The following is a 12,811-nucleotide window of genomic DNA, read 5'->3' as shown; positions in this document are numbered from 1 at the left end:
CTACCCCGCCTTACGCGACGTTCATGGTCTTGTGGGTCTCAATTAAATGCGCCACTACGCCTGGGTCCGCCAGGGTGGAAATATCGCCCAAGCCGTCGTACTCGGCCGTGGCAATCTTGCGCAGGATACGCCGCATGATTTTCCCCGAGCGCGTCTTCGGCAAGCCCGGTGCCCACTGGATCACGTCCGGCGAGGCAATCGGCCCGATTTCCTTGCGCACCCAGTTCTTCAGCTCCAGGCGCAGGGCTTCGGTGGGTTCTTCGCCATTCTTCAGGGTCACGTACACATAGATGCCCTGGCCCTTGATGTCGTGGGGCACACCCACCACCGCCGCTTCGGCGACTTTAGGGTGGGCAACCATGGCGCTTTCGATCTCGGCGGTGCCCATGCGGTGGCCGGATACGTTCAACACGTCATCCACGCGGCCGGTGATCCACCAGTAGCCGTCTTCATCGCGACGCGCGCCGTCACCGGTGAAGTACATGCCACGGAAGGTCTTGAAGTACGTGTCGACAAAACGGTCATGGTCGCCGTACAGGGTACGGGCCTGGCCTGGCCACGAGTCGAGAATCACCAGGTTGCCTTCGGCGGCGCCTTCGATGATGTTGCCCAGGTTGTCCACCAGCGCCGGCACCACGCCGAAGAACGGCCGTGCGGCAGAACCCGGCTTGAGTGCATGGGCACCCGGCAGCGGGCTCATCAGGGTGGCGCCGGTTTCGGTCTGCCACCAGGTGTCGACGATCGGGCAACGGGATTGGCCGACGTTCTTGTAGTACCAGTCCCACGCTTCCGGGTTGATCGGCTCACCTACCGACCCCAACAGGCGCAGGCTGCTGCCATCCACGCCTTCGCAGGCGGCGGTGCCGGAAGCCATCATCGCGCGGATCGCGGTCGGGGCGGTGTAGAGGATATTGACCTTGTGCTTGTCGACGATCTTGCCCACCCGGGTGATGTCCGGGTAGTTCGGCACGCCTTCGAACAGCAAGGTGGTCGCGCCATTGGCCAGCGGGCCGTAGACAATATACGTGTGGCCGGTGACCCAGCCGACGTCGGCGGTGCACCAGTAGACTTCGCCCGGGCGGTAGTCGAATACGCGCTCGTGGGTCAGGGCTGCGTACAACAGGTAGCCGCCGGTGGTGTGCTGCACGCCTTTAGGCTTGCCGGTGGAACCGGAGGTGTAGAGGATGAACAGTGCTTCTTCGGCGCCCATCTCTTTTGGCGCACACACGGTGCCCGCCACTTTCATCAGGTCTTCGTACCAGATGTCGCGATGCTGGTTCCACTTGATCGAACCATTGGTGCGCTTGCACACAATGACCTTCTGGATGCTGCTGGTTTCCGGGTTGGTCAGCGCGTCGTCGACGTTGGCCTTCAGCGGAATTTTCTTACCAGCGCGAATGCCTTCATCGGCAGTGATCACCACCTTCGACTTACAGTCGATGATGCGACCGGCCAGGGCCTCCGGCGAGAAACCGCCAAACACCACGGAATGGATCGCACCGATGCGGGTACACGCCAGCATGGCGACCACGGCTTCGGGGATCATCGGCATATAGATAGTCACCACGTCGCCGCGGTGCACATCCTGGCCACGCAGGGCGTTGGCGAACTTGCAGACTTCCTCGTGCAGCTCGCGGTAGGTGATGGTGCGGCTCTCGGCCGGGTCATCGCCCTCCCAGATGATCGCCGCCTGGTCGCCGCGCTCGGCGAGGTGACGGTCCAGGCAGTTGTAGGAAACGTTCAGGGTGCCATCGGCGAACCACTTGATGTCGACATGGTGATCGTCGAAAGAGGTCTGCTTCACCGCGGTGAAAGGCTTGACCCAGTCAAGGCGCTTGGCTTGCTCGCGCCAGAAACCATCGGGGTTGACCACCGACTGCTGGTACATGGCCTTGTAGGTTGCCTCGTCGGTCAGCGTGTTGGCTGCTACTTCGGGGCGAACGGGGTACAGGGAAGCCGCACTCATCTTTCTTACCTCGGTGACATAGTTGTTGTTGTATGACCCAGTTGTATCCGGGGTGAGCCTATAGAACCATTCGACGATGGTAGTAACAAGACCCTACAAAATGCCCTGCTATCCCCGTTTGCCGCTCTGGCCCGCAGCCTGCGGGGCTTTGCGGGTGGGTGAAAAAACCTTTACCACGGGATTGTTACAAAAACCGCCAATAGTCTTTATCAAAAGCACGGGTATATGAATATAACCCGCAGGCCTAGAATCACTTCCGCCAACCAAGGCATTGTGATTAACACAACAGTGATTAACAACGTAACAGCCCCCACGAAGGCACGTTAATCCGAACTAACCAACCCTAAGTTACACACGTGGCCTCACAAGGGCCCCGTGGCCCCTTTCGCCCTGAAGAAGGTAAGTAAAGAAATGAAAGCTCTCGTAGTTATGGCCCTCAGCAGCTTGTGCGCCACCGCCGCCCTGGCCGACGAGGCCCCGACCGAGCTGGCCGGCCAGAACGCCCCGATTGTTGAGGATTACACCTACAGCACCAAGCTGGATGTGGCCAAAGTATTGTCCATGAGCACGATTCCGGAAGTTTGCGAAGTTGTACCGGTGAAGATGGAATATGAAGATTCCCAAGGTCAGCGTCATATCCTTAATTACCATGTCATGGGTAATGGTTGCTCTAACGGATAACAACTTCGTTAGTTAGAACAGACCCGGATCTTATTCGCCGCAAGAAATCGTTCTTGCGGCAAAGAACCGGCCCCAGGCACGACACGCGGTAAAGGTGGAAGGGGCTTGCTCCCGATAGCGGTCGTCACTCAGCCCAGGCCCTCCCTTCCTGCCCTCAAAAAGCCCTCCTCTCCCCCCCACGATAAATAGCCCACCGCCCGTCAAAAATTTCCTACCCCATCACCCCCCCGCAAACCCTCACTCTGGCTCAAATAGCCGCCTTTTTGTCTCTGATCCGAGACCATCCGCCGCAACACAAAGCCGAATTTTTCCCTATAATGCGCGGGTAAATCGGGCCTGCAATATCCCTTTACACTGGGACGAAGAGCCAAACCTTGAGCCCGCGCGGGAGCATGCACCTGTCGCTCCGCCCCTCAAGCCTCACGCAGAGCACCCGTTACCCAATTCCGTTTATTTGCCTGCGCGAGCTGTTGCAACAAACGATTCCTTAAGATCCACCGGGCCCTGGGGCCGTGTGAACACCCAACCATCCGGTTTCACACGCGCACCTTTGAGCCCTCACGCAGGAGACGACACGTCATGCTGAGCTGGGACGAATTCGACAAAGAAGAAGACGGCGAAGTAGCCACCAAAGGCGCCAACGCCGGCCACGCCACCGAAGCCAACATGGACCGCCTCGACGGTGCCGGCGCCGCTGCCGCCATCGAAGCCCGCGCCGTCACAGCCAGTGACTCTGCCGCCATCGTGCGCGCCAAGGCTGCCCTGGACAAACTCGACGTCGCCGAAGGCCTCGCCGAACTCGAAGGCGCCTCCGCCCGCGTCGCCGTTGACGAAAAGCGCATGATCAACTGCCGCGCCGACCTCAACCAACTCGTGCCCTTCAAGTACGACTGGGCCTGGCAGAAGTACCTCGACGGCTGCGCCAACCACTGGATGCCGCAAGAGGTCAACATGACCGCCGACATCGCCCTGTGGAAAAACCCCGAAGGCCTGACCGACGACGAACGCCGCATCGTCATGCGCAACCTCGGCTTCTTCTCCACCGCCGACTCCCTGGTCGCCAATAACCTGGTCCTGGCCGTCTACCGCCTGATCACCAACCCAGAGTGCCGCCAGTACATCCTGCGCCAGGCCTTCGAAGAAGCGATCCACACCCACGCCTACCAGTACTGCATCGAATCGTTGGCCATGGATGAAGGCGAGATCTTCAACATGTACCACGAGATCCCATCGGTCGCCAAAAAGGCAGCCTGGGGCCTGAAATACACCCGCTCGATCTCCGATCCGAAGTTCGAAACCGGCACCGTCGACACCGACAAGGAACTGCTGCGCAACCTGGTCGCCTACTACTGCGTGCTGGAAGGCATCTTCTTCTACTGCGGCTTCACCCAGATCCTGTCCATGGGCCGCCGCAACAAAATGACCGGCGTGGCGGAACAGTTCCAGTACATCCTGCGCGATGAGTCGATGCACCTGAACTTCGGTATCGACGTGATCAACCAGATCAAAATCGAAAACCCACACCTGTGGGATGCCGAGATGAAGGAAGAAGCGACCCAGATGATCCTGCAAGGGACTCAGCTGGAGATTGAATATGCGCGGGATACCATGCCGCGTGGGGTGTTGGGCATGAACGCCGCGATGATGGAGGATTACCTCAAGTTCATCGCTAACCGTCGTCTGTCGCAGATTGGTTTGAAGGAAGAGTATCCGGGGACGACTAACCCGTTCCCTTGGATGAGTGAGATTATGGACTTGAAGAAAGAGAAGAATTTCTTTGAAACTCGGGTTATTGAGTATCAGACGGGTGGGGCGTTGAGCTGGGATTAACTCTCAAGACAAACAAAAAATACGAATTAAGTTGATAGCAAAGCTATTCAAAAGGCCCTGAATCATTCAGGGCTTTTTATAGAGAGAAACTAAATACCTGCCACGGAAGCCAGTCCTCGCTCTCAGACGATCAGGCTTGGGCAGGGAGAAACTTTCTGAAGTCGTTGGGTAGCATTTTAGAAAGAGCCTCCCACCCAAGCTGCTCTATATCGTAGGTCAAGCGTAATTGTTCAAGTACGATCGTAAGTCTTCTTGCTGAGCCCGCTTCCTTCCCGCCTGCTCCCCGCTTTAACTTCTCCGTCGCCTCGTCAAAATACAATCTTGTTATAAGCTCCATCAATCCGGGACTAAGGACAATCCATTTCCTAGACATCATCTGCTCGAAAACCTCACCGGTTTTGTTAACCGGAACACCCAAAACCCCTTTAAGATTCTGCGCATTAGATCTATGCGTTCGATAAGTTAGCCACAATGGTGCCAGCTTCTGACGATAGCTATTCATCCAATTACCTGGAAGAAATAACCATAGGGCATCCGCACCTACCTTACCTTTTGCACCAATTAATTTTTCAGAGAAGAAAAACGCCAACCAACTCCAGAAGCCCTGATTAGTCTCCAGTAACTCTTCATCCAGTCCTGCCGCAACGACAGCACTGTCTATAGCGGCAGCCAATGATAGTTTCGTCTGAAAAGCTGCCGTGTCAAAAATGGATGAAGCAATTGGCTTTCCTATCGGCGAAGTAAATGTGTCGCTCACCGCTAAAGAACTTGGTTTTGTCGTGTTTGGATTACCACGAACCTCTGACAACCACTTTCTCATTTCATCTATCCCCTCCGAATTGAAGGAGCGCATCTGTAAATCTTCCATTTATGAATCCTCCGCTCTTACTGCCTTAGCAAGCTCATCGCGCAAACGCTTTTCTTTGCAAAATCCGTTTGCAGCCAATTGAGCCCAGCGATCAATTTCGGAATGTGTGTCACAGCCAGATAGATCTTCACCGGCCCATCGTTCACCTAAGTTCAGCCAAACAGCAGGGACGTCGCTCATATCAAGACCATCATCGCCTGACTTATCTCCCCTATATTCGTGCGCTAAATTCGTCAATATGGCACGCACTACTCCAGGAAGAATAGCGTAAAGTATCCGGCTGGACTTAAGCTCCTGCTTACTTCCTAGGCCTATATCCAACACTAATATTGGTACTCCGCCATCCATATCTAAAGCCCACACACCACCACTAAGGTCATCCATTCGAATGGGAAGAAGAGACTGCTGGGGCTCTACAGACTCGTTGGAACTAGTAGCTTGAACATTCTCGGCAGCAGCAAGCAAGCGACAAACTACTGGTTCGACAACAAGCAAACGAAAACGTACACCTTCAGGATCTCCAATTGCAGTAATGTCGAAATTGTTACCAGTACGCCAACCCGAGGTAGGCACCCCCACAGGACCCCATTTTTCTCGATGCCGAAAAGCACGTCCTCGCTCAGCCTCGATAAAGACCATAGAGTCCGGAGGAAACTCATGGGCACCAAGACGAATGTCAACGTGACAAAAAATCCTATTTTCATGCTCTTCCAACACAACTCTAACATCGTCTATATCAATTTTTTTTCGATCGGTGAAGTTAAAATGCCGGCTCATTCTTGCCCCTCCCCATCTTCATCGCCAAGCTCATCAGCAAAGCGAGCACTAACTTTCATTGCAAGGTCCCGATTTAGATCAGCTGGAAAAAATGAAATTTCAAAATCAGGATGTGTCACCACTACTTGAAGCGAACCTGCGTTACCCGCTTGTATCTGAACATGTTTATTGTGCTCGATTCGGAAGCCCGTTCGCTCATCAATGCCCTTATCGGCAGCTATCTTGAGACTGAAATCGTGCAAGGAGTGGGCGGCGTAAGGATTACGCCCGGCGAGATCGTATGCCGCCTGTATCGTCAGTACGTACCCTGCGTGCTTTTGGAATCCCGCCTCGTTACCCGATATTAGAATCACATTTTTGGCTTGGCGCATTCTCCAACAACGAGGAGATGCAGGAGGAATATCCGGAACAACTACTCCTGGAGTAACTCTTTTTTTTGTTTCGTCTTTTTCCTTGCCAACTGCAACTTGACGGAGAGAGTCCCCAATAGGCATAGGTAAAAGGTCAGCCAATAGACTATGATCCGGCTTATCGTCGTCAGAGGATAGGCGCTCAGCCAATCGATAGGCGCTTTCTCGAACGAATGGAATTAGTCTATTTCCCCCTGAATATTGCCCTACAAATTTTTCGCGCTTTCCGCTCCAATCTGTATGTGCTGGGCACTCCGACTTACCAAGAGCATCCGCAACTATATTTTTTTTACCGTTGGGACTACCCACATAAACAAGTGCAATATGATTCGGTGTTTTTTTACGCGCTTGCACCTGATTCGGTATTAACAAACCGTCCCTAACATAAGTAGCATAATGCCTACCAGACTCTCTTTTCATGAGCACATCAAAATAACCTACTTCCAGAGAGCCTTTTGTTGGCTTTATTGCCATAGGAATTTTAAAATGCAAAACACGCCCCTGATCTAGTGCCTCATCAATTTCCGAACTCGATAGCTGAGTCACATAATTATCCCAATTATAATCCACAGCATTCACGCCAGAAGAGTGATAAACCTCAACAACCAGAGGAGTTTTTCCTGAATGACCAAATAAATAACCTGCCAACTCAATCGAATCTTGGAAATCCTTATATTCTGGTGCGACGCTTTTCAAAAGATCAATACTGGAACGGTCAAAAATAACAGCCTTATCATTTTTAACGTCTAGCAACTCAACTTCTAAATCACCAGCCAAGATAGGAATAAAATACTCGCGAGCAATTACACCCGCCAACTCTTTAAAGCTTATCTCTTCATAAATCCAAGGAATCACTAAACCTAGGCCGGACTCATCTTTCCTCCTAAGTTTAAAATCAAGATTAAGTTTAGCAGTGACTTCATCATCGCTAAAAGGTATTTGCAGGCCATTTTCAAGGTGTCTACTAAACCAACCATCAGGCTTATACATTTTCCCATCTACAGAATGATGACGAAGAATAGCCTGCCCCATCAAATGCAGCCCGGGTTCGGATGTGCGGCGTGTTACTGCAAAAAATGAACGAGCTCGACTTGCTCGAGGAATAACTATTTTGCCTATTCCCCAGCTGCCCCGGTCACCTTCCTTTTTGTTTGAAATACCTTCGGCTCGAAAGAAATGATAAAAATTGCCACCTGCCGCAGGTTCGAAGGAGTCAATTTGACCTTCTAAGCCTTTTGTCTCGAAATCTTCAATAGTCAAGTAAGTACAGTCCTCATATTCCCGACTTGGAAGACTAACGAGTTTTATTTCCTTAGCTTCGAAGTGTCCATATGAAGATGCAGGAAACCAGTATCTAGCTTGAGCCGCAGGAAGGGAGCCAATAGACAAAACGACCTTGACAGGTGCGTTGCCTATACGCGCATCCAACGAGTTCTGAATAGTTTCCCTCACTAATGCGTGAGATATTCCATCCAAGGACTGATCTTGAAAAAACTCATCTTGTACCGGATCCCGGGCTTTATCGCCTGGATGTTTCTCTGCAAAAAACCACTTCGACTGCTCGGCCATCCTGAACCTCACTAAGAATAATACTGTAAAAAGTTTCAAAAACTCTTCAAAGCCTGAACTCACCACCAGCTGCGCTCTCGGTGTCGGAAAAACGAGCCTTGGCTTGATCCAGCTCTCTTTGGAGGGCCTTGAAAATCTTTTTGACATCGTCATCAGCAAAGCTATAGGCATTTCGATTCGATAGGTTTCCGATCAATCGAATATCGTTCAACGCGCGGTTTACACGCTGCTCGGCAAGCCTTACAAACTTCTCTCTCTTTTCCATCATCAGCACTCAAATTCACTCAACAAATCGTAAATATTTCATGAATATTTATGCAATATTCATGAAAGGCCGATTATTCGTCAAGCCATTTATGGCGGCACTTAGCCACCCCGGTCATTTAGGCGAGCTTAAGAAACCATCAAAAAAGAGAAAAACACTCAATAATTGAGGATAGATCATGCGAAAATTGATGAAGATGTGAGATTGACAATCGTTAAGCTTGTCAACTCTCGTTTTGACGAATAGCTGACGCAAGGCTGTGATTCGATAACAGTTCAGGCCAAACGACTATTTTTTGATTACAATCCATGATTGCGTCGACGATCCATAGCAATGCGGCCTCCGGGCCACGTATACCGCACTCCCACAATTCAAATACTCGCCATCCTGAAGCTAGTAGTTTTTCTTTATTTCGGGCATCTCGGGCAATATTCTGGTTAAATTTTTTTCTCCAGAACTCTTCATGGACCCGAGGAGTAGTCGAGTATTTGCAACCAGGGTGCCGATGCCAGAAACAACCGTTGACGAAAATGCAAACCTTATAGCGAGAAAGCACCAAGTCGGGCCTTCCCGGAAGCTCCCTCTTGTGCAAGCGATACCTGAAGCCACACCGGTGCAGCAGACGCCTGATCTTCATTTCTGGAGAAGTGTCGCTGCTACGGATGCCAGCCATCATGCGAGACCTGACTTCTTTGCTGACTATGTCCATTAATGACTCCCAAATGAATCTGGTGCTACCAGAAGATACGATTTACGAGCCTACAGAGGATCTGAAGGCTCCCATCCAGATTGTGGATCTTTTCGCCGGGCCAGGAGGCCTCGGTGAAGGTTTCACATCTTCTGGATATGGCAAGCGCTTTGAAATAGTTATCTCAGCGGAAAAGGATCCTAAAGCTTGGCAAACCTTACGATTGCGAGCTTTTTACCGTCTACTTAAGAAGCACAGCCCAGAAAACCTATCTGACTATTACAGTTACTGTAATGATCAAGGCGCCCCTGACACATTTACGCCATCGCAAGCCACTAAAGCTCTATGGGAGCTAGCAGGAAACGAGGCGAAGTGCATCACTCTGGGAAGTGAAGATGGTAATAGAACACTAGATAAAGCTTTAGAAGCAGGGTTGAACACGAAGCGCCCGTGGGTTCTCATCGGAGGCCCCCCCTGCCAAGCATACTCGATTGTAGGTAGAGCACGTAATCAGGCCAAAGTTGATTACAAAGCAGAAGATGATCATAGGCACTTCCTCTACAAAGAGTACCTAAGGATTATTCGAGAGAGACAGCCTACTATTTTCGTAATGGAGAACGTAAAAGGGATTCTTTCATCAAAAATCAATAACGAAAGAATATTTTCAAATATCCTCAAGGATTTATCAGATCCAAGTCAGGCATTTGACGACGGTGGATTAGGTAAAAAATATCGAATTTACTCATTAGTAACCGGAGCGTCTTTCGGTCCGGGCGATGATGTGGATAGTCTTGATCCAAGAGCCTTCATTATAAAATCAGAACAATACGGTATTCCTCAAGCGCGGCACAGAGTCATTTTGCTTGGTATAGCGACCGATAGCCTCCCTGTGTCGGATAAAATGGTTCGACTGGCCACTAATGAAGCCTCAGTCTCTGTAGGGCAAATTTTAAAAAAACTCCCTCGACTACGTAGCGGCCTGACTAAAACCATTGATAGCCAAGACAATTGGAGCACGGTGGTTCTGGAGCAACTCGAATACTTATGCAACCAAATTGACCCAGTAGATAGTCAAATGTGGGGAGGACTCAGAGACTTATGGAGAGATTTCGAAAAAATTGACGCTCCGAAAACTCCGGGGAGCAAGAGAGTTAAAAGAGCCGAGCTAAAAGATGATGGATCCACGGGTAGCGTTGAGCTCGACGATTGGTATCTTGATGAAAAATTAGATTATTGGCTAAACCATGAAGCGCGTGGGCACATGCCAACGGATCTTCGTAGGTATCTTTTCGCGGCCGTTTACGCGAAAATTCACGGGATCTCTCCAAAAGGTCACAAAGGCTTTTCTCTCGAAGGGTTAGCACCGGAGCACAAAAACTGGGAAAGTGGCAAGTTTAGCGACCGGTTTAGAGTGCAACTGGAAAAAAATCCAGCCACGACAATAACAAGCCACATTTCAAAGGACGGCCATTATTTCATTCATTATGATCCAACTCAATGCCGTAGTCTTTCTGTAAGAGAAGCCGCTCGAATTCAAACATTTCCAGACAACTATTTTTTCCAAGGAAACCGAACAGAGCAATTCCATCAAGTCGGCAATGCAGTCCCCCCATTACTTGCCTCAAAAATTGCAAAAGTGGTATTCAGAATCCTCTTTGATCAAATCCAAAAATACGATGATAGTCATATCTCCAATACAACAAAATAATCTGAAGAGATTACTGCGTAACCACTACATATCATGAGGTTTTTGTAGAATAATTGAACGCACGAAAAAGAACGTGAGAATTTTCCACAACGTGAGTGGCTAGAGTCTTTTTTGCTATTGCCAGCTTGAAAACGAATAATGCAAGAGGGGATTGACTCCGACTACTTCCCAGCCTAGCCTTTCACTTCGGCGCCTAAGAAACGCCTCAACCAGAGCGGTCCTCCGCACCCGACAGCCATGCGGCTTTTTTTCGCCAGCGGTTTCTCTACGCCTGTGAAAAATCCCCGTTATGTCGGGAGTGGGCGAATACAAGACCCGAAAGGGGAATATGTCCGGCCCGTCTCTGGTGGGTTTCTTAGCTCCCGACACCCATAACGCATGCCCTAAGAAAGCAACCAGAGGTAACGGAAATGCCTGGAGACTTTGCATCCTTTGCGAAGGACATTCGCAGCACCCGCACCATTTCTCATACACGCTCCGGCCCGGAGGTGTGTCATGCATGAACCTACCGTCTACACCCGCCACAACCTGCAACTGCACGCTCTGCTCCTTGAGAACCAGCCTTGGTTTTGTGCCCGCGACCTTGGGCGCCTGACTGGTCTCTACTTGGACGAGCGCAAGGTCAGCAAGCTCGATGAGGATCAACGGCAAACGCTGGAAATCCGCTATCACGGTCAGCCTGAAAACATGCTGATGATCAGCGAGTCCGGTGTATATGCATTGCTGGTGTATCACTACGCGCCAGGGCATCGCCTGCTGCGTGAATGGTTGACCCATCAAGTCGTACCGACTTTACGAGATAAACAACAATCAAGATCCACGGACCGCCCAATGCTGAGCTTGCTGGATTGGCCGGAGATGTCGTTGAGCCTTTTGCATTGGCAGGACGAAGGTTGGATTCGGTTGCGGGATATGCCGTATCTGTTGCTTAACCGGACTCGCCGACGGGTTCCGCCGGGCAAGACCTGGTTGCAAAAAGTAGCTGAATATTTCCAGTCTGCGGGTCATTCGACACGCTGAATCTAGCAGAGGGCTCCGTCCGGGCTGGTGTTCGGACGGACAACCAACACGCTCTTCCTGGTCCGCGCAGTAACAATGCCGGATACCTTCCGACGTTCATTCCTATGCCCGACCGGGTAAACTCCCGCTGATCATTGCCAGTAGAAGAACAACGGCGCCTCCCCTGGATGATCTGAATTGCATAACCGTTATTAGCCTGAACCCATGCAGTGGGGACCAGTCACAACGTTATGAGAACCCGCTCCACCTGATCAAGGACCACTCGTGAACCCAGACATGCTCGAAGCCGGCCCCGCTGACGCCAAAGTACTTTCCGTCTTTGACTTCGACGGCACCCTGACCCACCACGACAGTTTCGTGCCCTTCCTCAAGTTTGCCTTTGGCACCGGCGAGTTTTATGGCCGGATGGTCAAGCTGGCCGTGCCTGGGCTGCGCTTTTTGGTGAGGCAGATCAGCCGGGATGAGTTGAAGGCGCAGTTGATCCGCACCTTTATGACCGGGGTGGAGAAGACGTGGGTGCAGCAGAAGGCCGAGGAGTATTGCCAGCGCAATTGGGCACGGTTGATGCGCCCGGCCGGGGTGCTGTCGGTGGAGCAGGAGTTGGGTTCGGGGGCGGTGGTGACGCTGTGTTCGGCGTCGCCGGCGTTGGTGTTGCAGCCGTTTGCCGATCGGCTGGGGATCAAGTTGATCGGCACGGAGCTTGAGGTGGTCGACGGGGTGTTGACCGGCAAGCTCACCGGGAATAACTGCCGGTGTGAGAATAAGGTGCTGCGGCTTGAGGCGGTGTATGGGGACCTGGGGGAGTATCGGCTCCGGGCCTGGGGCGATACGCGTGGGGATCGGGAGTTGCTGGCGGCGGCGCAGGATGCGCATTTTCGGCATTTTCATGCGAAGAAGAAAAGGCGGGCTCGGTTGCAGCGGTGATGCGGCTGGTGGGGTTGGCGGGGGATCAAGGTGATCCCATCGCAGCCTCGCTAAAGCTCGACACCTCCCACATTTGACCTTTTTCAGCCCCTTGATCTGTGTTCG

At 51.7% G+C, this 12,811-nt stretch carries 11 protein-coding genes; 5 read left to right on the top strand and 6 right to left on the bottom strand.

Annotation, left to right across the window (positions count from 1 at the left end; genetic code table 11):
- Positions 1-10: 10 nt before the first annotated feature.
- Positions 11-1,966, bottom strand: coding sequence for an acetate--CoA ligase (gene acs / locus M2397_RS11590; protein ID WP_131697800.1), 1,956 nt, complete (start codon positions 1,964-1,966; stop codon positions 11-13).
- A 411-nt stretch (positions 1,967-2,377) separates the two neighbouring features.
- On the opposite strand from acs, the gene M2397_RS11585 reads away from it, so the two are divergent.
- Together M2397_RS11585 and M2397_RS11580 are read left to right on the top strand one after the other, a co-directional pair.
- Positions 2,378-2,647, top strand: a complete 270-nt coding sequence (locus M2397_RS11585) for a DUF2790 domain-containing protein (protein ID WP_027607759.1) — start codon at positions 2,378-2,380, stop codon at positions 2,645-2,647.
- Between the two features lie 579 nt (positions 2,648-3,226).
- Positions 3,227-4,477 carry a ribonucleotide-diphosphate reductase subunit beta gene (locus M2397_RS11580; protein ID WP_024077017.1) on the top strand — a complete coding sequence of 417 codons (1,251 nt, stop codon included), beginning with the start codon at positions 3,227-3,229 and terminating at the stop codon, positions 4,475-4,477.
- Positions 4,478-4,607: 130 nt separating this feature from the next.
- Here the strand turns inward: M2397_RS11580 and M2397_RS11575 are convergent, their stop codons facing one another.
- From M2397_RS11575 to M2397_RS11555, 5 genes are all read right to left on the bottom strand, one after another.
- On the bottom strand, positions 4,608-5,345 hold the full coding sequence (locus M2397_RS11575) for a hypothetical protein (RefSeq protein ID WP_259243171.1): 738 nt from the start codon (positions 5,343-5,345) through the stop codon (positions 4,608-4,610).
- Positions 5,346-6,122 carry a hypothetical protein gene (locus tag M2397_RS11570; RefSeq protein ID WP_259243170.1) on the bottom strand — a complete coding sequence of 259 codons (777 nt, stop codon included), beginning with the start codon at positions 6,120-6,122 and terminating at the stop codon, positions 5,346-5,348.
- Positions 6,119-8,101: a hypothetical protein gene (locus M2397_RS11565; RefSeq protein ID WP_259243169.1), complete on the bottom strand. Its 1,983-nt coding sequence runs from the start codon at positions 8,099-8,101 to the stop codon at positions 6,119-6,121. Before M2397_RS11565 ends, M2397_RS11570 begins: the two co-directional genes overlap by 4 nt.
- Before the next feature lie 46 nt (positions 8,102-8,147).
- A complete protein-coding gene (locus M2397_RS11560; RefSeq protein WP_405046422.1) occupies positions 8,148-8,375 on the bottom strand; it encodes a hypothetical protein in 228 nt (75 codons plus the stop codon).
- Between the two features lie 214 nt (positions 8,376-8,589).
- Positions 8,590-9,075, bottom strand: coding sequence for a very short patch repair endonuclease (locus M2397_RS11555; protein WP_259243168.1), 486 nt, complete (start codon positions 9,073-9,075; stop codon positions 8,590-8,592).
- A gap of 13 nt (positions 9,076-9,088) precedes the next feature.
- On the opposite strand from M2397_RS11555, the gene M2397_RS11550 reads away from it, so the two are divergent.
- From M2397_RS11550 to M2397_RS11540, 3 genes are all read left to right on the top strand, one after another.
- Positions 9,089-10,762, top strand: coding sequence for a DNA cytosine methyltransferase (locus M2397_RS11550; RefSeq protein ID WP_259243166.1), 1,674 nt, complete (start codon positions 9,089-9,091; stop codon positions 10,760-10,762).
- A 495-nt stretch (positions 10,763-11,257) separates the two neighbouring features.
- A complete protein-coding gene (locus M2397_RS11545; protein ID WP_259243164.1) occupies positions 11,258-11,782 on the top strand; it encodes a Bro-N domain-containing protein in 525 nt (174 codons plus the stop codon).
- A gap of 276 nt (positions 11,783-12,058) precedes the next feature.
- Positions 12,059-12,706 (top strand): HAD-IB family hydrolase, encoded by a 648-nt coding sequence (locus M2397_RS11540; protein WP_131697802.1) that lies wholly within the window; start codon positions 12,059-12,061, stop codon positions 12,704-12,706.
- Positions 12,707-12,811: the final 105 nt, after the last annotated feature.

The organism is Pseudomonas sp. BIGb0381 (genome assembly GCF_024809815.1).
GTDB lineage: Bacteria > Pseudomonadota > Gammaproteobacteria > Pseudomonadales > Pseudomonadaceae > Aquipseudomonas.
The sequence above is the reverse complement of the archived record's forward strand: the minus strand, read 5'-3'. Positions and strand labels throughout refer to the sequence as shown.

What these genes read in the sequence shown, in the direction of transcription:
- acs (WP_131697800.1), bottom strand. Translation starts at nt 1,966, where the DNA reads ATGAGTGCGGCTTCCCTGTACCCCGTTCGCCCCGAAGTAGCAGCCAAC.
- M2397_RS11585 (WP_027607759.1), top strand. Translation starts at nt 2,378, where the DNA reads ATGAAAGCTCTCGTAGTTATGGCCCTCAGCAGCTTGTGCGCCACCGCC.
- M2397_RS11580 (WP_024077017.1), top strand. Translation starts at nt 3,227, where the DNA reads ATGCTGAGCTGGGACGAATTCGACAAAGAAGAAGACGGCGAAGTAGCC.
- M2397_RS11575 (WP_259243171.1), bottom strand. Translation starts at nt 5,345, where the DNA reads ATGGAAGATTTACAGATGCGCTCCTTCAATTCGGAGGGGATAGATGAA.
- M2397_RS11570 (WP_259243170.1), bottom strand. Translation starts at nt 6,122, where the DNA reads ATGAGCCGGCATTTTAACTTCACCGATCGAAAAAAAATTGATATAGAC.
- M2397_RS11565 (WP_259243169.1), bottom strand. Translation starts at nt 8,101, where the DNA reads ATGGCCGAGCAGTCGAAGTGGTTTTTTGCAGAGAAACATCCAGGCGAT.
- M2397_RS11555 (WP_259243168.1), bottom strand. Translation starts at nt 9,075, where the DNA reads ATGGACATAGTCAGCAAAGAAGTCAGGTCTCGCATGATGGCTGGCATC.
- M2397_RS11550 (WP_259243166.1), top strand. Translation starts at nt 9,089, where the DNA reads ATGAATCTGGTGCTACCAGAAGATACGATTTACGAGCCTACAGAGGAT.
- M2397_RS11545 (WP_259243164.1), top strand. Translation starts at nt 11,258, where the DNA reads ATGCATGAACCTACCGTCTACACCCGCCACAACCTGCAACTGCACGCT.
- M2397_RS11540 (WP_131697802.1), top strand. Translation starts at nt 12,059, where the DNA reads ATGCTCGAAGCCGGCCCCGCTGACGCCAAAGTACTTTCCGTCTTTGAC.